Raw genomic sequence first — 19,883 nt, 5'->3', positions numbered from 1 at the left:
CAGGCAAACCACGGGGGGGACCACGCGATGACCGCGACATTCAGGCTTTCGGAAGATGACTACGTCGATGCGATGCGGCTCTACGGCCGGCTACCGCGCCTGGCGCGATGGATGGTGATCGCGATCGCCGTCGGGCTGCTGCTGACGGCGATCTTCGGTTCGCGACAGATCCAGTCGGGCGCGCTGGGCGGTCTCGTCGGCGGCACGGGGGTGCTGCTGGCCCTGCGCTACGTAGCCCTGCCGATGAGCGCACGCCGCCATTACCGCAAGTACAAGGCGATCCAGGACGAGTTCTCGGTCGAGCTGCAGGACGACGTCCTGCGCCTCTGGGCCCCGCACGGCGAGAGCCGGATCATCTGGACGAACCTGCTCAAGTGGCGCCAGGACGACCGCTTCGTGCTGCTCTACCTGATGCCGCGCCTTTTTCACGTGCTGCCCAAGTCGGTGGCCTCGCAAGGCTTCGATGTGGCCGCGCTCGTCGAGCGGTTGAACTGCCACGTCGGCCCGGAGGCCTGACGCGCTTCAGGCGCCCTGCGCACAGCCCGATCAGGCGCCTTGGGCACCACCCAGCTGAAAGCGGAACACCGCGCCCTTGCCCGCCTGCGGCACCAGCCGGATGTCGCTGCCGTGCAGCTGCAGGATGCGCTGCACGATCACCAGCCCCAGCCCGCCGCTGCCCGAGCCGTCGCTGCGCGCACCGCTCATGAACACCGGCCGCACGAAAAGCCCCTTCTGCAGCTCGCCCGGAATGCCCGGACCCGTGTCGCTCACCTGCACCGCCACGCCGGCCACACCGGCCACACCGGTATTGGCGGGCCGCAGCTGCACCTCGATTTCTCCGCCGGCCGGCGTGTGGCGGATGGCGTTGTCCAGCAGGTTGGTCAGCACGCGCTCGATCATCCCCAGGTCGGCCGACACCACCGGCAGGCCCGGCGCGATGTCGGGCCTGAGCTGCTGGTGGCGCGCCTCGGCCGCCAGTTCGAATTTCTGGAACACGTCCTGCACCAGGTCGGCGAGCGCGAAGTTCTCCTTCTCGGGCTTCACCACGCCGTACTCGAGCCGCGCCAGCTCGAACAGCTCCTGCGCGAGCCGGCCCACCTTGCGGCTCTGGCCGAGCGCGATCTCCAGGTAGCGCCGGCGCTCTTCGTCGCTGAGCGTGCCGGCCTTGAGCAACAGGGTTTCGAGATAACCGTGCAGCGACGTGAGCGGCGTGCGCAGGTCGTGCGAGATGTTGGCGAAGAGTTCGCGGCGCTGCTGGTCCTGCAGCGTGAGCTCGCGCCATTGCTCGGCGATGCGGCGCGTCATCTGCGTGAAGGCCTGGCCCAGCAAGGCGATTTCGTCGCTGCCGTGCGAAAGCCTTTCCAGCGTGGGCGTTTCACTTTCGAGCGAGGCCATGCCCTCGGTCTCGAAGCGCTTGACCGCCTTCGTCAGCTCGCGCAGCGGCCGCGTGATGAGCCGGAACGCCGCCAGCCCCGCGATCAGCCCGAGCAGCGCGACCAGCGCCATCGACCAGAGCGTGGTGCGCAGCACGTTGTCGGTCGCGACGTTGGCCGCGAGCGCGTCGTAGTCCTCGCCCTGCAGCACCACGTACACGTAGCCCGCATCGCGCCCGCCCATCTTCAGCGGCGCGGCGCTGAACACCTTGGCCGCGTCGGCGCTGCGCGGGTCGTCGCCCAGGATGGGCAGCGGCGCGCCCGACAGGAGCTTGCGGATCGGCGCCAGCGCGACGCGCTCGCGCTTCATGTGCCCGGGCGGCGCGGCCTGCGCTTCGATGCGGCCGTCCAGGCCCAGCAGGTAGACCTCCACGCTGGGGTTGACGGCCATCAGCTTGTCGAAGAGGTCCTTCACCGCGGCCTGGTTGAGGCCACCGGGTTGCATCAGCTCGGAGTTCTCGGCGATGTGCGCGGCGAGCCCGCCCGAGAGGCGCTGCACCACCTCCTGCTCGTGCAGCCCGCTCGATCGCATCTGCAGCCAGGCCGAGGCGCCGCAGCAGGCCAGCAGCAGCACCGCGAACACCATCGAGAGACGGCGCGAGAGCGTGGCCCAGGTGATCATCGGCGCACCCTTGGCGCTTCGCGCCTTCCCGCCAGGCGGGAGCGAGCTTGCTTGGGGCGGCCCGGCGCGGCGCTCATGCGCCCCCCTCGTCACCTGCACCGGTGGGCGAGAGCTTGTAGCCCCGGCCCCAGACCGTCAGGATGCGCCGCGGCTCGGCCGGATCGGCCTCGACCTTGGTGCGCAGCCGGTTGATGTGCGTGTTGACCGTGTGCTCGTACCCATCGTGCTGGTAGCCCCACACCTGGTTGAGCAGATCGAGCCGCGAGAACACCTTGCCGGGGTTGCGCGCAAAGAAATACAGCAGGTCGAACTCGCGCGGCGTGAGCTCGATGAGCTTGCCATCCACGCGCACCTCGCGCGCCAGCGGCTCGATGTCCAGGTTGCCCAGCGTGAGGCTGCCCGACTCCATGCGCGCATTGCGCGCCAGCGCGTCGGTGCGGCGCATCAGCGCCTTCACGCGCGCCACCAGCTCCAGCACCGAGAAAGGCTTGGCCAGGTAGTCGTCGGCGCCCAGTTCCAGCCCGAGGATGCGGTGCACTTCGCTCGACCGGGCGCTGATGATGATGATCGGCGTGTAGCGCGCCATGGCCCGCGCGCGGCGGCAGATCTCCAGGCCGTCGACGCCGGGCAGCATCAGGTCGAGCACCAGCGCGTCCCAGTTGCCGCGCTCCAGTTCGCGCAGGCCCGCATGGCCGTCGGCGGCGTGTTCGATCGCATAGCCCTCGTCGCGCAGGTGCATGCGCAGCAGTTCGGCGATGTGGGCGTCGTCCTCGACGATCAGCACGCGTTTGGGGGTGTCCATGCGCCGATTGTCCCGCGATACGGGTTCCCCAGTTATCACGATTAATTGAACTTTGCGTGATGAATCGGCCATGGGGTGCGCCCAAGAATCCATCCCATGAACAGCACAGCCCTCGCAAGCATTGCCCCCGATGCCCGGCCCATCCACCCGCTGTGGATGCGCATCACGCACTGGCTCAACGCCCTGGCCGTGCTCGTGCTGGTGACCAGCGGCTGGCGCATCTACAACGCGGCGCCGTTCTTCCCCTTCAGCTTTCCGAACGGAATCACGCTGGGCGGCTGGCTCGGTGGCGCGCTGCAGTGGCACTTCGCGGCGATGTGGCTGCTGGTGTTCAACGGCTTCGTTTACCTGGCTACCAATATCGCCAGCGGTCGGCTGGCCGCCAAGTTCTTCCCGGTCACGCCGGCCGGCATCTGGCACGACGCGCTCGCAGCGCTCAAGGGCAAGCTCTCGCACGCCGACCCGCGCCGCTACAACAGCGTGCAGCGCCTGGCCTACCTGTTCGTGATGCTCGACATCGTGGTGATCGTGCTCTCGGGCCTGGTGCTGTGGAAGTCGGTGCAGTTCGCCGTGCTGCGCGACCTCCTGGGCGGCTACGAGTTCGCGCGCCGCATCCACTTCCTCGGCATGGCCTCGCTGGTCGCCTTCGTGGCCCTGCACCTGGTGATGGTGGCGCTCGTGCCCCGCACCCTTCTCACCATGATCCGCGGCCGTGCGCCCAAAGCCTGACATGAGAATCTTCAAAGCCCCCAAGATGACCGGCGTCGACGGCGATGCCGTGGTGCGCGAGGCCCGCACGCTGATCGCCAGGAACCTCGACCAGCCCGCGCGCCGCGCCTTCCTGCAGCGCTCGCTCACGCTGGGCGGCCTCTCGCTGCTCACGGGCTGCAGCATCAGCGACGACAGCCATGTCGAAGCCGCGCTCTCGAAGATCTCGCGCTTCAACGACAAGGTGCAGGGCCTGATCTTCAGCCCGACGCAACTGGCCGAGACCTTCCCCGAGTCGATGATCACGCGGCCCTTTCCGTTCAACGCCTACTACGGCGAGGACGAGATCCGCGAGGTCGACGAAGCCACCTACAAGCTCGAAGTGACCGGCATGGTCGCCGACAAGCGCAGCTGGACCTTGCCCGAGCTGCGCGCCATGCCGCAGCACGACCAGGTGACGCGGCACATCTGCGTCGAAGGCTGGAGCGCCATCGGCAAGTGGGGCGGCGTGCGCTTTGCCGATTTCCTGCGCCACATCGGCGCGGACACCACCGCCAAGTACGTCGGCTTCAAGTGCGCCGACGACTACTACACCAGCATCGACATGCCTACCGCGCTGCACCCGCAGACGCTGCTCACGCTCACCTACGACGGCCAGCCGCTGCCGCCGAAGTACGGCTTCCCGATGAAGCTGCGCATGCCCACCAAGCTTGGCTACAAGAACCCCAAGCACATCAAGGCGATGTTCGTCACCAACACCTATTCCGGTGGCTACTGGGAAGACCAGGGCTACAACTGGTTCGGAGGGAGCTGAGCGTCTTTTGCGACGACTCGACTACCGATGAAAGCGCGAAAGCGAAAGCAAAAAACCTCAACCTCAACTCAAGGACTTCCAATGAACAAGCTCACCGCAACCCTGCTCGCAACCTGCATGGCTTTTGCCGGCGCCTCGGCGTTCGCCGCGGACGAAATGGCCAAGGACGGCATGGCCAAGGATTCGATGTCGAAAGACGCGATGAAGAAAGACTCGATGGCCAAGGACTCCATGTCCAAGGACGGGATGAAGAAAGACTCCATGGCCAAGGATTCCATGTCGAAAGACGGGATGAAGAAGGATTCGATGGCCAAGGACTCCATGTCCAAGGACGCCATGAAGAAAGACTCGATGGGCAAGGACGAGATGAAGAAGTAAGCGGCGCGCCATTGACGGCCGGTGGATTCGGCGGCAATGTCGCCGCCATCGGCTTGCTTCTTCCTGCCTCCACGCGCAAAACCTGCTTTCAAGGACACCCCATGAAATCCCTCGCACTCACCGCCGGCGCATTGGCTGCCGCAGCCCTGGTCTGGTATGGCGTGCCCTCTTTCGCCGAACCGGCCCGGCGCGTGCCGGCCCCCACCGCCGACCTGGCCGCCCCGGCCACCGCGAAAACCGAAACCGCCGTGTTCGCCGGCGGCTGCTTCTGGGGCGTGCAGGGTGTGTTCCAGCGCGTCAAGGGCGTGAGCAACGCGGTGTCGGGCTATGCCGGCGGCGACGCCAAGACCGCGCGCTACGACCAGGTGGGTTCGGGCCGCACCGGCCATGCCGAATCGGTGCGCATCACCTACGACCCGCAGCAGGTGAGCTACGGCAAGCTGCTGCAGATCTACTTCTCGGTGGCGCACGACCCGACCGAGCTGAATCGCCAGGGCCCCGACACCGGCACGCAATACCGCTCCACCGTGTTCGCGGAAAACGCCGAGCAGGCCCGCATCGCCAAGGACTACATCGCGCAGCTGAACCAGGCCAAGACCTTCGGCAAGCCGCTCGCCACCACCATCGAGACGGCCAAGCCCTTCTATGCGGCCGAGGACTACCACCAGGACTACCTCACGCTCAACCCGAGCCAGCCTTACATCGCGATCAACGACATGCCCAAGATCGACGACCTGAAGAAGCTGTTCCCCGAGAGCTACAAGGCCACGCCGTCGCTGGTGCGCACGGCGAAGGCCGGTTGATCAGAGCAGCTTCGCGCGCTTCGCCTGCCCGGTGAGCTCCGCCCGGAAATCCGGGTGGGCGATCGCGATCAGTTCCAGCGCGCGCTGCTTCGCTGACTTGCCGCGCAGCTGCGCCACGCCGTACTCGGTGACCACATAGTCGATGTCGTTCTTGCTCGTGCTCACGTGCGTGCCGGGCGAGAGCGAGGGCACGATGCGCGAGATGGTGTCGCCCTTGGCCGTCGAAGGCAGCACGATGAAGGCCTTGCCGCCGCGCGAACGGTTGGCCGCCCGCACGAAGTCCGACTGCCCGCCCGTGCCCGAGTACGGCGCATGCCCCAGGCTCTCGGAGCCGCACTGGCCCAGCAGGTCGATCTGCATGGTCGCGTTGATCGCGATGAGGTTGTCGTTGAGCCCGGCCAGCGCGGGGTCGTTGGTGAAGTTCACCGGATGCATCTCCAGCGACGGATTGCGGTCCATGAAGCGGTAGAGCTTGGCCGAGCCCAGCGCGAAGGTGGCGACGGATTTGCCCGGCAGGTAGTTCTTGCGCCGGTTGGTGACCGCGCCGCTTTCCACCAGCGTGAGGATGCCGTCGCCGATCATCTCGGTGTGAATGCCCAGGTCGTGCTTGTGCGTGAGCTGCATCACCACCGCATCGGGAATGCCGCCGTAGCCGATCTGCAGCGTGGAGCCGTCGTCGATCAGGTCGGCCACGTGCTTGCCGATGGCCTCCTGCACGGGGCCGATTTTCGGAAGGCCCACTTCCATGACCGGCGCATCGCTTTCGACGAACGCCGCCACCTGCGAGATGTGCACGTGGCAGTTGCCGTGCGCGAAGGGCACGTTCGGGTTCACTTCGAGCACCACGGCGCGCGCCTTGGCAATGGCGGCCATCGTGTAGTCGGCGCCCAGGCTCACGGCGAAGTAGCCGTGCGCGTCCATCGGCGAGGCCATGCTGAAGACCACCTCGGCGGGGATCTGCCCACGTTCGATCTGCGCGGGAATCTCAGAGAAGTAGTTGGGGATGAAATCGATCCAGCCCTCCTGCCCGCCCGCGCGCGTGGCGCCGCCGAAGAACAGCGCGACGTGGCGCACATGCTCCACGGTCTCGGGATCGATGTAGGCGTACTTGCGCATCGCGAGGATCTGCGCGACCTTGACGTCGCGGAAATCGCGGCGCTGTTCCGACAGGGCCGTGAGCAACGATGGCGGTTCGCCGACGCCGGTCGGCACGATGATGAGATCGCCGTTGCGCACGAGGCGCACGGCATCGGCGGCGGAGACGCGCTTCTGCGCGTAGAGGTCCTGGACGGTCATTCGCTCTTTCTGGCTTTCTGGCTTTCTGGCTTCTTGGCTTTTGGGTTACTGCGGCGCGTCGGCCCGTGCGTCGTAGCGGCCGCTGCGCGCGGCCTTGTTGCAGCCCGTGCGGACCACGAGCGCCTTTTGCGCCTGCGCGACGTTGGCGGCCTGGCCTTTCCAGAGATCGAGTGCCGGCTGCTGAACGGCGCGCGAGAACGAGAAGGTCAGCGCCCACGGCATGCGCGACTTGAACTTCACGTTCATCGCATGGAGCCGCGCGGAGGCCAACTGCGCCGATTGCCCGCCCGAGAGAAACGCCACGCCCGGCACGGCGGCAGGCACGGTGCGCAAGAGACAGGCCACCGTCGCATCGGCCACCGCTTCAACGCTGTCCTGCGTCTTGCTGCCCTGCCCCGGCAGCACCATGTTCGGCTTGAGCAGCATGCCTTCGAGCAGCACGCCCTGCGCGTTCAGTTGAACGAACACTTCGCGCAAGACCTCTTCGGTCACCTCTGCGCACCGTGCCAGGGAATGGCCGCCGTCCATCAGCACCTCGGGCTCGACGATGGGCACCACGCCGGCCTCCTGGCACAGCGCCGCATAGCGTGCGAGCGCGTGGGCGTTGACCTCGATGCAGGCCCGACTCGGCAAGCCGTCGCCAATGGCGATCACCCCGCGCCACTTCGCGAAACGGGCGCCCATGCCGACGTATTCGGCCAGTCGCTCGCGCAGGCCGTCGAGGCCTTCGGTGACCGTCTCGCCGGGATGGCCGGGCAACGCCTTCGCGCCCATGTCGACCTTGATGCCGGGGATGATGCCCGCGTCGGCCAGCGCCTTGGCGAATGGCTTTCCGGCGTTGGTCGTCTGCCGGATGGTCTCGTCGAACAGGATCGCGCCGCTGATGCTGTCGGCGAGGCCGGGCGCGGTGACGATCAGCTCGCGCCAGTCGCGCCGCGCGCTCTCGGTTTGCGGGATGTTCAGCGCGGCGAAGCGCTTGTTGCAGGTGGCGTTGCTCTCGTCCATGGCGAGCAGGCCCTTGTCGCCGGCGACCAGCGCCTGTGCGGTATCGATCAATGTCTGTGCAGTCATTGGGGCACCTTTCTGGCGGGCATGGTACGCCCGCGCCCCGCCCGCAGCTAGATCACGTTCTTCTCGAGCAAGGGCTTGTTGTCCAGGATGCGCGCAAACGAGACCGGCGAGAGATCCAGGCTGCGGTATTCGCCGAAGCGGATCAGCTCCGCGATGCCGCGTCCCGCCGCGGGACATTGCTGCAGCCCGTGGCCCGAGAAGCCGTTGGCGAAGAACAGGTTCTCGCAGTCCGGGTGCAGGCCGAGGATCGCGTTGTGGTCGAACACGTTCATCTCGTAGTAGCCGGCCCAGGCGCCAGTCATTCGGATGGCTTCGAAGGCGGGGATTCGCTCGGCGAGCGCGGGCCAGATGAGTTCGTCGAAGGCGCCGTACTCGACGTCGAGCGGCGCGTCGTCGTGGTCCTGGTCTTCGGGCGGCGCGAAGCCGCAGATGAACTGGCGGCCCTCGGGGCGCAGCCAGATGCCCGAGGTGTCGATGACCAGCGGGCAGCCGGGCAAGGTCTCGGGGCACGAGAAGCTGAACACGCTGCGGCGCCGGCCGCGCACCGGCAGATCGATGCCGGCCCACCCGGCCACCTTCGCGGCCCAGGCGCCGCCGGCGTTGACGGCGATGTCGGCATCGAGCGTGTCGCCGTTGTCCAGCTGCACGCCGGTCACGGTGCTGCCCTTGCGCCGCAGTCCCGCGGCATGCGCCTGCACGTAGCGCGCGCCCTGCGATGCGGCCTTCTTGCGGAAGGCCTGGAGCAGGCTGTAGCCGTCGTACCAGCCCTCGCCCGAAAGGCCCAGCGATGCGAGTTCGACGCCCTCGGTCGATATCCACGGAAAGCGCGCCTTCAGTTCATCGGGCGTCATCAGCGCCACGTCCACCGCGTGCGCCTTCTGCATCGCATGGTTCTCGCGCAGCACATCGACGCCCGCCGCCGAGGCCAGGTACAGGTAGCCGGGCTCCACGAGACCGATGTCCGGCACGTCGTCGCCGACGCGCAAGGTCTCGCCCAGGTGCCGGAAGAAATCGATGCCGTAGAGCGACATCTCGATGTTGATGGCGGTGGAGAACTGCTGCCGGATCGAACTGGCCGACAGCGCCGACGACGCCTGCTTGTACGAGAAGTCGCGCTCGACCACCGTGACCTCGAAGGGCTCCGCCTCCGGGTCCCGGGTCAGGAAGTACGCGATGGCCGAGCCGATGGCCCCGCCGCCGATGATCACCACTCGACGCATGAATGCTTTCCGTTCATCGTTGCTGTTGCGTGTACGCCAGTTGCGCGGCTGCCAGGTCCCACAGCGCATGGCCCACGGTCTTGATCAGCACCGGCCGGTCTGGCGTTGCCAACCCCGCCTTCGCGTTCGCGAAGGCCTGCACGGTGGACCAGTCGATGCCCGCCTGGATCAGGTCGCCCGCCTCGTTGCGCGCACCCTCCAGCGTATCCACAAACACGGCGCAGCGGCGCACGAGTTCGGGCGGCACCTCGGCCATGTCGGCGCGGTAGGCGCCGACGGCGATGACGGTGGCGTCCAGCCGCACCTTCGGCGGGATCACGGGCGTCGAAGAGTTGGTCGTCGCGACGATCACGTCGGCTTCTTCGGAAACCTGCGCCGGGTCGTCGATCGCGCTGGCGTCCACGCCGAGCGTTCGCATGTGCTGCGCCAGCTGTTCGGCATGGGCCTGCGTGCGCGCATGAATCCACAGATGGCGCACGCCTGCGACTTCCGCAAAGGCCTCGGCATGCGAACGCGCTTGCACGCCCGCACCGATCAGCAGCATGCGGCCACCGACAGGGCGTCCTGCCCTTGCAGCCCCGGCCAGCGACAGCGCCGCGGTACGTCGCGCGGTCAGCACGTTGCCATCCATCGCGAGCAGCCGGGTGCCGTTGACGGCATCCATCAGCGTGACCTCGCCCTGCACCACCGGCAACCCGAGCCCGGCGTTGCCGGCATGCACGGTCACGGTCTTGAGCGCTGCGAAGCGCGCATCCGCCGCGGGCATCAGCAGCAGCACGCCGCCGCCCGCGAGCGGCACCGAGGTGCGCGTGGCCGCATGCGCCTCGCCCCGGCGCTCCCGCTCGAACATCTGCAGCAGCGCCTCGACCAGCGCGCCATAAGGCAGCGCGGCTGCCGTCTCCGCCGCGTTCAGCGTCCGCATGCGTGCCGCGCGTTCGGAGTTCAGGAGCCGGCCACGCGGACGCGCTTGCCGTCCTTGTAGGTGAAGACGGTGAAGTCGGGCTTCTGCAGGTTGCCCTTGGCGTCGAAGCTGATGGCGCCGGTGACGCCATCGAACTTCACCTTGCGCATCGCCGGCAGGTAGGCCTCGGGCTCGACCGAGTTGGCCGCGCGCATGCCGGCGGCCAGCGCCATCATGGCGTCGTAGAGGTACGGCGCATAGGTCAGCACCTCGACGCCGAAGCGGGCCTTGTAGCGCTGCTCGAACTCGGCGCCCTTGCTGGTCTTCTCGATCTCCTTGCCGCCGCGCGTGCAGTACAGCAGGTCGTCGACCGCGCCGCCGCTGATCTTGGCGACCTCGTTGGTGCAGAGGCCGTCGGTGCCCAGCAGCTTGGCCGTGATGCCCAGCTGCTTCATCTGCCGCGCGATGAGGCCGCCCTGCGCGTCCATGCCGCCGTAGAACACCACGTCGGGCTGCTTGGCCTTGATGCTGGTGAGGATGGCCATGAAGTCGGTGGCCTTGTCGCTCCCGAACTCCTGCGCGACGATGGTGCCGCCCAGGCCCTTCACGCCCCGCGTGAACACCTCGGCCGCGCCCTGGCCGTAGGCGGTGCGGTCGTCGATCACCGCGATCTTTTTCGCCTTGAGGTCCTTCACCGTGAAATCGGCGATGGCCATGCCCACGTCGTCGTCGCTCGCCAGGATGCGAAAGACGTTGTTGTAGCCCTGCTTGGTGAAGGTCGGGTTGGTGGCGGTCGACACGTCGGGCAGGCCCGCGCGGCTGTAGACGGCCGAGGCCGGAATGGCGGCGCCCGAGTTGAAGTGGCCCAGCATGCCCTTCACGCCCATGTCGGCCAGCTTGTTGGCCACCACCATGGCCTGTTTCGGATCGGCCTGGTCGTCTTCGGACTGCAGCACGAACTTGATCTTCTTGCCGCCGATGACCAGGCCCTGCTTGTTTAGGTCTTCGAGCGCGAGCCGTGCGCCGTTGTCGTTGTCCTTGCCCCAGTGGGCCGCGCCGCCGGTGAGCGGGCCGGCGTGGCCGATGGTGACGATCTGCTCGGCCTGCGCGAGCGCGGCGGTGGGCAGGCCGAGAACGGAAGCCAGTGCAATACCTACGGCAGTGCGACGGGTGCGCAAGACAATCATCGGAAGTCTCCTCATATCGTTGCAGGGGTCGAGACGCAGAATAGGGTCGCGGCGGCATGCGAAACAAACGCTAAATACTCACAACGTTGTGCAGCGCCGGAAGGACCGAGACACCGGGCACGACAGGTGCTTGCGGCAGGAAGACACAGAGACAACAGGCATTCGATGAGAAAAGACATTCCCAACCTGGGCGCGCTGCAGGCCTTCGAGGCCTCGGCGCGACTGGGGAGCTTCACCCGCGCCGCGGCCGAATTGGCGCTCACGCAGAGCGCGGTCGGGCGGCAGGTGGCGATGCTGGAGCAGCGGCTGGGCGTGCCGCTCTTCTCGCGCGTGCGCAGGCGCCTGACGCTCACCGACGTGGGGCGCGAGTACGCCGCGCGCATCCGCCGGCACCTCGACCAGATTCGCCGCGACACGCTGGAGATCAGTGCGGGCCACGACATGGGTTTCGTGCTGGAGCTGGCCGTGGTGCCCACCTTCGCGACGCAGTGGCTGATTCCGCGGCTGCCCGATTTCAGCCGGCTGCATCCGAACATCACAGTGAATCTCTCGGCGCGTTCGCAGCCCTTCTCGTTCCAGGAAAACGCCTACGACGCGGCCATCTATTTCGGCGACCAGTTCTGGCCCAACACGCGCGGCGGACTGATCTTTTCAGAGGGCGAGATGGTGCCGATCTGCAGCCCCGCCTTTCGCGACGCCAACGGCCCGTGGGACGAAGCGGGCTTCGAGCGTTGCCGCCACGTGCACCTGAGCACGCGCGCGCATGCATGGCGCGACTGGTATGCGCAGCAGGGCTGGGACTACACGGTGCATGCCTCGCGCGGACCGCGCTACGAGCTCTTCACGATGGTGGTTGCGGCGACGGCGGCCGGGATGGGCGTCGGCCTCGCGCCGCGCATCCTCATCGAGCACGAACTGCGCACCGGCGAATTGGTGATTCCCGTGGATCGCCACCTCGACGTGCCGCAGGGCTACTACTTCGCGTACCCCGAAGGCCGTCCGGCCTCCGGGGCGCTGGAGCACTTCAAGCAGTGGGTGCTTGGTTTGACACCTGCTTAGACCGGGTTCGGGTTGCGCTCCAGAAAACCCTGCTGGTGCCAGTAGGGATAGGTCCGCGTCACCGCGCTGGCCGCATCGAGTTCGGCGATCTGCGCCGGTGTGAGATTCCAGCCCACCGCGCCGAGGTTCTGCCGCAGTTGCGTTTCGTCGCGCGCACCGACGACCACGCTGGACACCGTCGGCCGCTGCAAGAGCCAGTTGAGCGCGACCTGCGGCACGGTCTTGTCGATTTCTCCGGCGACCTTCTCCAGCGCATCGACCACGCGGTACAGCAGCTCGTCGGCCACCGGCGGGCCCATGTCGGCCGTCACGTGCAGGCGGCTGTTGGCGGGCAGCGGCTGGCCGCGGCGGATCTTGCCCGTGAGCCGGCCCCATCCCAGCGGGCTCCAGACCACGGCGCCCACGCCCTGGTCCTGCGCGAGCGGCATCAGCTCCCACTCGTACTCGCGCCCGACGAGCGAGTAGTACGCCTGGTGCGCCACATAGCGCGCGTAGCCGTAGCGCTCCGACACGGCCAGCGACTTCATCAGGTGCCAGCCCGAGAAGTTCGACGCGCCCACATAGCGCAGCTTGCCCGCGCGCACCAGGTCGTCGAGCGTGGACACGGTTTCCTCGACGGGCGTGCTCGCATCGAAGCCATGGAGCTGGAAGAGATCGATGTAGTCGGTGCCCAGGCGCTTGAGCGCGCTGTCGACCGCCTGCACGAGATGGTGGCGCGACGACCCCACTTCGTTCGCCCCCGGACCGCTGCGGAACGTGGCCTTGGTCGAGATGATGAGCTTGTCGCGCGGCCGGCCCTTGATGGCCTCGCCGAGCACCGATTCGGCGGCGCCGTCGGAGTAGATGTCGGCGCTGTCGAACATGTTGACGCCCGCGTCGATGCAGATGTCGATGAGCTTGCGCGCCTCGGCCACGTCGGTGCTGCCCCAGGCGCTGAAGAACTCGCCCTTGCCGCCGAAGGTGCCGGTGCCAAAACTCAACACGGGGACCTTGAGGCCTGATTTGCCCAGATGACGGTATTCCAAAGTGCTACTCCTTCGAACAATGAAGCGGCGGGCCGACCGGCGCGCCGTTGCGGCATTGTTGGCCGGGGCGTTGAACCCCTTCGCGAGTCGGGCTTTGCGGGGGCGCTGGGTAATATCGGCCGGATGCAGATCGCCATCGAAAACCCCGGCCAGCCCGACGTCGTCCAGCTCATCGACGACCTCGACGCGTACCAGAAGCCGCTCTACCCGCCCGAGAGCCACTACGGCATCGACATCGCGGCGCTGTCTGCCGCGAATGTGCTTTTCGCCGTTGCGCGCGACGAGGCCGGCACGGCGGTCGGCTGCGGGGCCATCGTCATGGAAACCGGGTACGGCGAACTCAAGCGGATGTATGTGCGGCCGGAGCATCGCGGACAAGGCGTTGCGGCCAAGGTGCTGGCCTTTCTCGAAGGCGAGGCGATGTCGCGGGGCTGCGCGATGTTCAGGCTGGAGACGGGCGTGAGCCAGCCCGAGGCGCTGTCGTTCTATGCGCGCTCGGGGTACGCGCGGCGCGAACGCTTCGGGCGGTACCCGGAAGATCCGCTGAGTGTCTTCATGCAGAAGGACGCGGGCTGAAGCCGGCGATGCCGCGACTAGGCCGCGTCTGAGCGCAGCGCGATGACCCCGACTTCTGCTGCGTCATCGCGCCGCGGCCTTTGGGTCAGCCTCGCGTTTTGCGCAGCGCTCGCCGCGGGCGCATGGGCCGTGATCAGCGGCACCGTCGAAGTGCCGGAGCGCTTCAATCCATGGGCACCGCTCGACGTGATGGCCGAGCCCAATTGGCTCACCGGCTTCAAGCTCGCCCGCGCCCGCCGCGAGCCGACGCGCTGCCTCGCAGCGCTCGCGCAAACGGGCATGCAATACGACCTGATGCCCGACCGAATGACCGGCGAAGGCTGCGGCTTCGAGAACGCGGTGCTGCTGCGCTCGGCCGGTGTGCGCCTGGGCACGGCGCCTTCATTGAGTTGCCCGATGGCGCTGTCCTTCTTCATGTGGGAGACGCACGCGCTGCAGCCGGCCGCGAAGCAGCACTTCGGCGAGCCGGTCGTGGCCATCGCGCATCTGGGCAGCTATGCGTGCCGCAACGTGAACCGCGGCGAAGGCGCAGTGCCGGGCGCCTCCCGCAGCCGGCACGCGACGGCCGATGCATTCGACATCGCGAGCCTGACGCTCGCCGGTGGCCAGCGCATCACGGTGCGGAAGGATTGGTCCGGCAAAGGCGATCCGGCAGACCTGCTGCTGCGCGACGCGCATCGCGGGGCCTGCCGGTTCTTCGATGGGGTGCTGGGTCCCGACTACAACGCGGTGCACCGGGACCACTTTCATCTGGAGACGGGCGGCTATTCGATGTGCCGCTAGCGCTGCGCCCTATGCGCCGGAGGGGCTCGGCGCGAACACGCTCGGCACCATGGCCGCTCGCATCGCCTGCACGGCCTTGTCGACCGACTCGATGCGGCGACTCAGTTCTTCGTTGACCACGCGCACCAATGCACTGAGTTCATTGCGCGTCGGATTCAGTTCGTCGGCGTCGCCCAGTTCGAGCGGAACGATGAGCTTCTCGATGCACGCGTAGGCGCGATGCACTTCGCGAAGACTGTCGGTGTCCTCGCAGACTTGCAGCGCCAGCGCGTTGGGATCGGTATCGAGAAATGCGGCAGACGATGCCGTGCGGGAACAAGAGGTCCTGACCATGATTGGCTTCCATAAAAAACGCAGGGGTGCTTAGGGACGCCAATCCCATGCACGCCATTTCTTGACGTGCGCGGGCAGTGTATCTCTGGCCTTTCTTGGCGCGTGTTGCAGATTTCGCGTTTTCGTCAAAGACGCATCCCCAGCCATATGACAGTCTCCGTCGACAGCGCGACCACAGGACTCAATATGCGCGACCAGACATGGCTCTCGCGCACGTGCGATGCCGACTGGTCATGGTGGAGTTGCTCTTCCTCGACGATCTGCGAGATGACGTGTACGGCCGCTTCATCCTTCCCGGCCAGTTCGCGCAGTTGAGTCTTCAGATGCCTGAGCACCACTCGCTCGACAGCAACGGTGGTTGCCGAAATCGCATGCCGCCCCATCAGCCCGTCAGCAAGCCCAGCATCCAGCCGCCGATGCCGCACAGCCAGTAGCTGCGGCAGCGGCGAACGCCACGGCGTTGCAGTTCGGCCCAGAACAACGCGCGGTGCCGTTCTTCGTGCGACTTGAACTCTCGCAGCTCAGGCACCAGCGAGGGCGCGGTCCATCGCGCCATCAGGATCTGTGCCCTGTAGATGTTCACCGCGCCTTGCTCGCCCGCGTGATCGACTTTCAGGATTCGCCCACCGAGTGCCGAGCCGCGATCGGGTGTCTGCTCTGTTGTCATCGCTCTCCTCTTTTTCTCTGATTCTCATGGCCCGCCGCGCGAGCCAGTCTCGGGCCGCGCATTCGCCGGGCATCGACAAGCCTCGGACAACAGCGATTCCGGGAAAACACCTAGACGAAGCACTGAAGCAACGGCGAACCCGCGTCTTCACAGGCGAGCCATCGACCGCCGCTTCTTTTTCAACCCCTTCGCCGCTGGCCCGCTCCTTGCAACCTCGTTCAAAAATGACAGAAAATTTTCAGAATTGACTTATATTTGAAAACTGGTTTTCACAAAACGCACACTTTCAGGTTCCTCCGCACCATCCATGAGCACCCCCGTCGACACCCCAGGCACCACCGTGGCCCAGCGCATTGCGCAGGCGCTGCCGCGGCTGACGCGTTCGCACCGGCAGGTCGCCGACTACGTGCTGGAGCATCCGCTGCAGGTCGCCACGCTGCCGATCGATGAGCTCGCGGCCGCGGCGGGCGTCTCGGTCGCGACGGCCAACCGCTTCGCGCGCGCGCTGGAATTCGACGGCTACGCCACCTTCCGCGCCGAGCTCGTGCGCGGCTTCGAGTCGCTCGTGGCGCCGGTGGAGCGCCTGCGCGGCAACCTGGAGCACCCGACCACGGTGGCCGAGGTGTTCGCGACCGCCCTGGACGAGAGCCGCCGCAACATCGAGGCCACGCGCCAGTCGCTCGACTACGCCGCCTGCGAGGCCGCGGTGCAGCGCATCGGCAAGGCGCGCTCGGTCTACATCGCGGGCTTCGGCGCGAGCGGCTGGCTCGCGGGCCTGTTGCAGCACGGGCTGGACAGCAGCTGCAGCGACGTGCGCCTGCTGCCCGGCGTGAGCGGCGTCACGCATGCGGCCCGCTCGCTGATGCACGCGGGCCCGAAGGACGTGTTCATCGGCCTCACCTTTCCGCGCTACCTCACCGACACCGTGCTGCTCGCGCAGATCGCGCGCGAACAAGGCTGCGGCGTGATCGCGCTCACCGACCGGCCGACCTCGCCGATGGCGCCGCTCGCCGACATCGCGCTCTACTGCCAGACCGAAACCAACTACCGCCCGAACTGCGAGACCAGCGTGCTCGCGCTGGTCGAGGCGCTCACCAGCGCCGTGGCGCTGCGGGCGCCCGACCCGGTGCAGTCCGCCCGCCGCACGCTGCAGGTGCTGCGGCCCTGGCTGCACGGTGCGAACGGGCTGCCGCGCATCGACGGCATGGCCGCCCGGACTGCCGGTGCCGCCGGTACATCCAATGCCGCCGCCCTGAACGGCGCCGGCAAGAAGAAAAAGGAAGCTCCCCGATGAAGAACACCACGCCCGTCATCGCCATCCACGGCGGTGCCGGCACCATCAGCGCCGCCACGACCAGCACCGCGCAGGCGCAGGCCTATCACGACGCATTGCAGAACATCGTGCGTGCCGCGCAGGCGGCGCTGCTCAAGGGCGCGTCCGCGCTCGACGCCACCTGCCTGGCGGTCGAACTGCTCGAAGAGTGCCCGCTCTTCAACGCGGGCCACGGCGCGGTCTTCACGCACGAAGAAACCCACGAGCTCGATGCCGCCGTGATGGACGGCGCCACGCTCGCCGCCGGCGCCATTGCCGGGGTCTGCCACGTTCGCCGCCCCGTGCGCGCCGCGCGTGCCGTGCTCGAAGACGGCGCGCACGTGCTGCTGGCCGGTGCGGGCGCCGAGGCCTTTGCGCGCGATCGCGGGCTCGAAATGGTCGAGCCCTTTTTCTTCTCCACCGAAGCGCGCCGCCAGCAGCTCTACCGCGTGCGCGACACCGGCCGCGTGGTCACCGACCACGAAGGCGCCGCAATGACGCCGCCGCTGGACGAAGACAAGAAGTTCGGCACCGTCGGCGCGGTCGCGCTCGACATGCACGGCCATCTCGCCGCCGCCACCTCGACCGGCGGCATGACCAACAAGCGCGTCGGCCGCATCGGCGATTCGCCGCTTATCGGTTCGGGCACCTATGCCGACGACCGCACGGCTGCCATCTCCTGCACCGGCAGCGGCGAAATGTTCATCCGCGTCGCAGCCGCCCACGACATCTGCGCGCGCATGGCCTACGGCGGCGCGACGCTCGAAGCGGCCACGCACGCCGTGGTGCACCAGTCGCTGCCCGCCATCGGCGGCACCGGCGGGCTGATCGCCGTCGACCGCCACGGCAACCTGAGCCTCGCCTTCAACACCGAAGGCATGTACCGCGGCCACGCGCGCGGCGACGAAGCACCCATCACGGCCATCTTCGCCTGACCCCTACGCCCTTTTTCTTTCGCATCGCCATGTCCTCCCCTGCCCTCAACCTGCCGGACGGCCGCGTTCTCGCCGTCGACGACCTCACCGTGCGCTTCTCGACGTCCGAGCGCACCGTCGATGCCGTCAAGCACCTGTCCTTCCACGTCGACCATGGCGAAACGCTCGCGGTGGTCGGTGAATCGGGCTCGGGCAAATCGGTCACCTCGCTCGCGCTGATGCGGCTGGTGGAGCACGGCGGCGGGCGCATCCTGGGCGGCAGCATGGCGTTTCGCCGCCGCAACGGCGAGGTGCTCGACCTCGCGCAGGCGCGCGACGGCACGATGCGCGGCATCCGCGGTGCGGACATCGCGATGATCTTCCAGGAGCCGATGACGTCGCTGAACCCGGTGTTCACCGCCGGCGAACAGATCGCCGAGGCCATCCGCATCCACCAGCACAAGGACAACGCGGCCGCGCGCGCCGAGGCGCTGCGCATGCTCGAACTCGTGCGCATTCCCGAAGCGCGCAACGTGCTCGACCGCTTTCCGCACCAGCTCTCGGGCGGCATGCGCCAGCGCGTGATGATCGCGATGGCGCTGTCGTGCAAGCCGCAGTTGCTGATTGCCGACGAGCCCACCACGGCGCTCGACGTGACGATCCAGGCGCAGATCCTCCAGCTCATCCGCGAGCTGCAGAAGGAGATGCGCATGGGCGTGCTCTTCATCACGCACGACATGGGCGTGGTGGCCGAAATTGCCGACCGCGTGCTCGTGATGTATCGCGGCGACAAGGTGGAAGCGGGCACTTCCGACGCCGTGTTCGCAGCGCCGCAGCACCCTTACACGAAGGCGCTGCTGTCGGCCGTGCCGAAGCTGGGCGCGATGCAGGGCACGGACCTCCCGGCCAAGTTCGAGCTGCTGCGCACCGAGGGCAGCCCCGATACCGTGCCGTGCACCAACACCACGCCGCAGACCACCGTGCGCGAAGAGGCCGGGCCGATCCTGCGCGTGCGCGATCTGGTCACGCGCTTCGACGTGCGCAGCGGCATCTTCGGCCGCGTGAAGCGCCGCGTGCATGCGGTCGAGAAGATCAGCTTCGATCTCTATCCCGGCGAAACACTGGCGCTGGTCGGCGAATCGGGTTGCGGCAAGTCGACCACGGGCCGCTCGCTGCTGCGCCTGGTCGAAAGCCAGAGCGGTGCCATCGAGTTCGGCGGCAAGAACATCCGCGAGCTGCCCACGCGCGAACTGCAGGCGCTGCGCCGGAACATCCAGTTCATCTTCCAGGACCCGTTCGCCTCGCTCGATCCGCGCGTGACGGTGGGCTTCTCGATCATGGAGCCGCTGCTGATCCACAACATCGCCAAGGGCGCCGAGGCGCAGAAGCGCGTCGACTGGCTGCTGCAGAAGGTCGGGCTGCCGCCTGAAGTCGCGCAGCGCTATCCGCACGAGTTCTCGGGCGGGCAACGGCAGCGCATCGCGATTGCGCGCGCGCTCGCCTTGAACCCCAAGGTCGTGGTGGCCGACGAATCGGTGTCCGCGCTCGACGTGTCCATCCAGGCGCAGATCGTCAACCTCATGCTCGACCTGCAGCGCGAGCTGGGCGTGTCGTTCCTGTTCATCTCGCACGACATGGCGGTGGTGGAGCGCATCAGCCATCGCGTGGCGGTGATGTATCTGGGCCAGATCGTGGAGATCGGCCCGCGCCGCGCGGTGTTCGAAGCCCCGCAGCACGCCTACACCCGCAAGCTGATGGCGGCCGTGCCGGTGGCCGACCCGTCGCGCCGCCACAAGCCGCGCGCGCTGCTCGAAGGCGAGATCCCGAGCCCGATCCGCGCGGTGGGCGACGAGCCCGACGTGCCGCCGCTGGTGCAGGTCGCGCCGGGCCATTTCGTTGCACGCCACGCCATTGGCGGCGCGTTCTGATTTCCGATTTTTCATCCCGCAGGCCCTCCTGCTTTTTTCCTCGAACCGACT

Annotated in this window: 20 protein-coding genes and 1 pseudogene; 11 read left to right on the top strand and 10 right to left on the bottom strand. The window is 67.5% G+C overall.

The window, feature by feature from the left end; all coding sequences use genetic code 11:
• Positions 1-27 precede the first annotated feature (27 nt).
• The gene (locus BM133_RS05750) at positions 28-516 is read left to right on the top strand and encodes a YcxB family protein (RefSeq protein WP_093432254.1); all 489 of its coding nucleotides are present in this window, start codon (positions 28-30) and stop codon (positions 514-516) included.
• Between the two features lie 30 nt (positions 517-546).
• On the opposite strand, the gene BM133_RS05745 is transcribed toward BM133_RS05750, so the two are convergent.
• On the bottom strand, positions 547-2,055 hold the full coding sequence (locus tag BM133_RS05745; RefSeq protein WP_093432252.1) for a sensor histidine kinase: 1,509 nt from the start codon (positions 2,053-2,055) through the stop codon (positions 547-549).
• 73 nt (positions 2,056-2,128) lie between these two features.
• Positions 2,129-2,857, bottom strand: a complete 729-nt coding sequence (locus BM133_RS05740; protein ID WP_093432250.1) for a response regulator transcription factor — start codon at positions 2,855-2,857, stop codon at positions 2,129-2,131.
• Between the two features lie 96 nt (positions 2,858-2,953).
• On the opposite strand from BM133_RS05740, the gene BM133_RS05735 reads away from it, so the two are divergent.
• The 4 genes from BM133_RS05735 to msrA all read left to right on the top strand — a co-directional run bounded on the left by BM133_RS05735 (position 2,954) and on the right by msrA (position 5,560).
• The gene (locus BM133_RS05735; protein ID WP_093432249.1) at positions 2,954-3,586 is read left to right on the top strand and encodes a cytochrome b/b6 domain-containing protein; all 633 of its coding nucleotides are present in this window, start codon (positions 2,954-2,956) and stop codon (positions 3,584-3,586) included.
• A gap of 1 nt (position 3,587) precedes the next feature.
• The gene (locus tag BM133_RS05730) at positions 3,588-4,379 is read left to right on the top strand and encodes a molybdopterin-binding protein (protein WP_093432247.1); all 792 of its coding nucleotides are present in this window, start codon (positions 3,588-3,590) and stop codon (positions 4,377-4,379) included.
• A gap of 81 nt (positions 4,380-4,460) precedes the next feature.
• Positions 4,461-4,757: a pentapeptide MXKDX repeat protein gene (locus tag BM133_RS05725; RefSeq protein WP_093432245.1), complete on the top strand. Its 297-nt coding sequence runs from the start codon at positions 4,461-4,463 to the stop codon at positions 4,755-4,757.
• 101 nt (positions 4,758-4,858) lie between these two features.
• On the top strand, positions 4,859-5,560 hold the full coding sequence (gene msrA / locus BM133_RS05720) for a peptide-methionine (S)-S-oxide reductase MsrA (RefSeq protein WP_093432243.1): 702 nt from the start codon (positions 4,859-4,861) through the stop codon (positions 5,558-5,560).
• Here the strand turns inward: msrA and BM133_RS05715 are convergent, their stop codons facing one another.
• The 5 genes from BM133_RS05715 to BM133_RS05695 are packed head-to-tail and all read right to left on the bottom strand — an operon-like array spanning position 5,561 to position 11,235.
• Complete coding sequence (locus BM133_RS05715; protein ID WP_093432241.1) at positions 5,561-6,856, bottom strand: acetyl-CoA hydrolase/transferase family protein; 1,296 nt, start codon at positions 6,854-6,856, stop codon at positions 5,561-5,563.
• A 45-nt stretch (positions 6,857-6,901) separates the two neighbouring features.
• Positions 6,902-7,927 carry a class I fructose-bisphosphate aldolase gene (locus tag BM133_RS05710; RefSeq protein ID WP_093432239.1) on the bottom strand — a complete coding sequence of 342 codons (1,026 nt, stop codon included), beginning with the start codon at positions 7,925-7,927 and terminating at the stop codon, positions 6,902-6,904.
• A gap of 47 nt (positions 7,928-7,974) precedes the next feature.
• Complete coding sequence (locus BM133_RS05705; RefSeq protein ID WP_093432238.1) at positions 7,975-9,147, bottom strand: NAD(P)/FAD-dependent oxidoreductase; 1,173 nt, start codon at positions 9,145-9,147, stop codon at positions 7,975-7,977.
• Positions 9,148-9,160: 13 nt separating this feature from the next.
• A complete protein-coding gene (locus BM133_RS05700) occupies positions 9,161-10,069 on the bottom strand; it encodes a delta(1)-pyrroline-2-carboxylate reductase family protein (RefSeq protein ID WP_093432236.1) in 909 nt (302 codons plus the stop codon).
• Between the two features lie 20 nt (positions 10,070-10,089).
• Complete coding sequence (locus tag BM133_RS05695) at positions 10,090-11,235, bottom strand: branched-chain amino acid ABC transporter substrate-binding protein (RefSeq protein WP_093432234.1); 1,146 nt, start codon at positions 11,233-11,235, stop codon at positions 10,090-10,092.
• A 165-nt stretch (positions 11,236-11,400) separates the two neighbouring features.
• Here BM133_RS05695 and BM133_RS05690 point away from each other — a divergent pair, with 165 nt between their 5' ends.
• Positions 11,401-12,294 (top strand): LysR substrate-binding domain-containing protein, encoded by an 894-nt coding sequence (locus tag BM133_RS05690; protein WP_093432232.1) that lies wholly within the window; start codon positions 11,401-11,403, stop codon positions 12,292-12,294.
• Here BM133_RS05690 and BM133_RS05685 read toward each other — a convergent pair.
• Positions 12,291-13,319 (bottom strand): aldo/keto reductase, encoded by a 1,029-nt coding sequence (locus BM133_RS05685; protein ID WP_093432231.1) that lies wholly within the window; start codon positions 13,317-13,319, stop codon positions 12,291-12,293. The genes BM133_RS05690 and BM133_RS05685 overlap by 4 nt on opposite strands.
• A 123-nt stretch (positions 13,320-13,442) precedes the next feature.
• Between BM133_RS05685 and BM133_RS05680 the strand changes: the two genes are divergently transcribed.
• Together BM133_RS05680 and BM133_RS05675 are read left to right on the top strand one after the other, a co-directional pair.
• Entirely contained in the window at positions 13,443-13,895 is a 453-nt protein-coding gene (locus BM133_RS05680; RefSeq protein ID WP_093432229.1) for a GNAT family N-acetyltransferase, read from the top strand.
• A gap of 42 nt (positions 13,896-13,937) precedes the next feature.
• Complete coding sequence (locus tag BM133_RS05675; RefSeq protein ID WP_093432227.1) at positions 13,938-14,678, top strand: extensin-like domain-containing protein; 741 nt, start codon at positions 13,938-13,940, stop codon at positions 14,676-14,678.
• A 9-nt stretch (positions 14,679-14,687) separates the two neighbouring features.
• On the opposite strand, the gene BM133_RS05670 is transcribed toward BM133_RS05675, so the two are convergent.
• Together BM133_RS05670 and BM133_RS05665 are read right to left on the bottom strand one after the other, a co-directional pair.
• The gene (locus BM133_RS05670) at positions 14,688-15,011 is read right to left on the bottom strand and encodes a hypothetical protein (RefSeq protein ID WP_256219061.1); all 324 of its coding nucleotides are present in this window, start codon (positions 15,009-15,011) and stop codon (positions 14,688-14,690) included.
• A gap of 125 nt (positions 15,012-15,136) precedes the next feature.
• A pseudogene (locus tag BM133_RS05665) lies at positions 15,137-15,678 on the bottom strand (demethoxyubiquinone hydroxylase family protein).
• Between the two features lie 307 nt (positions 15,679-15,985).
• Here BM133_RS05665 and BM133_RS05660 point away from each other — a divergent pair.
• The 3 genes from BM133_RS05660 to BM133_RS05650 are packed head-to-tail and all read left to right on the top strand — an operon-like array spanning position 15,986 to position 19,832.
• Positions 15,986-16,972, top strand: a complete 987-nt coding sequence (locus BM133_RS05660; protein WP_093432226.1) for a MurR/RpiR family transcriptional regulator — start codon at positions 15,986-15,988, stop codon at positions 16,970-16,972.
• Positions 16,969-17,925: an isoaspartyl peptidase/L-asparaginase family protein gene (locus BM133_RS05655; protein WP_013541055.1), complete on the top strand. Its 957-nt coding sequence runs from the start codon at positions 16,969-16,971 to the stop codon at positions 17,923-17,925. The genes BM133_RS05660 and BM133_RS05655 overlap by 4 nt, the downstream gene beginning before the upstream one ends.
• 29 nt (positions 17,926-17,954) lie before the next feature.
• Complete coding sequence (locus tag BM133_RS05650) at positions 17,955-19,832, top strand: dipeptide ABC transporter ATP-binding protein (RefSeq protein ID WP_093432224.1); 1,878 nt, start codon at positions 17,955-17,957, stop codon at positions 19,830-19,832.
• Positions 19,833-19,883 lie beyond the last annotated feature (51 nt).

The organism is Variovorax sp. 770b2, assembly GCF_900115685.1.
GTDB lineage: Bacteria > Pseudomonadota > Gammaproteobacteria > Burkholderiales > Burkholderiaceae_C > Variovorax.
This window is presented reverse-complemented; position numbering and strand designations above follow the sequence as displayed.

What these genes read in the sequence shown, in the direction of transcription:
- BM133_RS05750 (WP_093432254.1), top strand. Translation starts at nt 28, where the DNA reads ATGACCGCGACATTCAGGCTTTCGGAAGATGACTACGTCGATGCGATG.
- BM133_RS05745 (WP_093432252.1), bottom strand. Translation starts at nt 2,055, where the DNA reads ATGATCACCTGGGCCACGCTCTCGCGCCGTCTCTCGATGGTGTTCGCG.
- BM133_RS05740 (WP_093432250.1), bottom strand. Translation starts at nt 2,857, where the DNA reads ATGGACACCCCCAAACGCGTGCTGATCGTCGAGGACGACGCCCACATC.
- BM133_RS05735 (WP_093432249.1), top strand. Translation starts at nt 2,954, where the DNA reads ATGAACAGCACAGCCCTCGCAAGCATTGCCCCCGATGCCCGGCCCATC.
- BM133_RS05730 (WP_093432247.1), top strand. Translation starts at nt 3,588, where the DNA reads ATGAGAATCTTCAAAGCCCCCAAGATGACCGGCGTCGACGGCGATGCC.
- BM133_RS05725 (WP_093432245.1), top strand. Translation starts at nt 4,461, where the DNA reads ATGAACAAGCTCACCGCAACCCTGCTCGCAACCTGCATGGCTTTTGCC.
- msrA (WP_093432243.1), top strand. Translation starts at nt 4,859, where the DNA reads ATGAAATCCCTCGCACTCACCGCCGGCGCATTGGCTGCCGCAGCCCTG.
- BM133_RS05715 (WP_093432241.1), bottom strand. Translation starts at nt 6,856, where the DNA reads ATGACCGTCCAGGACCTCTACGCGCAGAAGCGCGTCTCCGCCGCCGAT.
- BM133_RS05710 (WP_093432239.1), bottom strand. Translation starts at nt 7,927, where the DNA reads ATGACTGCACAGACATTGATCGATACCGCACAGGCGCTGGTCGCCGGC.
- BM133_RS05705 (WP_093432238.1), bottom strand. Translation starts at nt 9,147, where the DNA reads ATGCGTCGAGTGGTGATCATCGGCGGCGGGGCCATCGGCTCGGCCATC.
- BM133_RS05700 (WP_093432236.1), bottom strand. Translation starts at nt 10,069, where the DNA reads ATGCGGACGCTGAACGCGGCGGAGACGGCAGCCGCGCTGCCTTATGGC.
- BM133_RS05695 (WP_093432234.1), bottom strand. Translation starts at nt 11,235, where the DNA reads ATGATTGTCTTGCGCACCCGTCGCACTGCCGTAGGTATTGCACTGGCT.
- BM133_RS05690 (WP_093432232.1), top strand. Translation starts at nt 11,401, where the DNA reads ATGAGAAAAGACATTCCCAACCTGGGCGCGCTGCAGGCCTTCGAGGCC.
- BM133_RS05680 (WP_093432229.1), top strand. Translation starts at nt 13,443, where the DNA reads ATGCAGATCGCCATCGAAAACCCCGGCCAGCCCGACGTCGTCCAGCTC.
- BM133_RS05675 (WP_093432227.1), top strand. Translation starts at nt 13,938, where the DNA reads ATGACCCCGACTTCTGCTGCGTCATCGCGCCGCGGCCTTTGGGTCAGC.
- BM133_RS05670 (WP_256219061.1), bottom strand. Translation starts at nt 15,011, where the DNA reads ATGGTCAGGACCTCTTGTTCCCGCACGGCATCGTCTGCCGCATTTCTC.
- BM133_RS05660 (WP_093432226.1), top strand. Translation starts at nt 15,986, where the DNA reads ATGAGCACCCCCGTCGACACCCCAGGCACCACCGTGGCCCAGCGCATT.
- BM133_RS05655 (WP_013541055.1), top strand. Translation starts at nt 16,969, where the DNA reads ATGAAGAACACCACGCCCGTCATCGCCATCCACGGCGGTGCCGGCACC.
- BM133_RS05650 (WP_093432224.1), top strand. Translation starts at nt 17,955, where the DNA reads ATGTCCTCCCCTGCCCTCAACCTGCCGGACGGCCGCGTTCTCGCCGTC.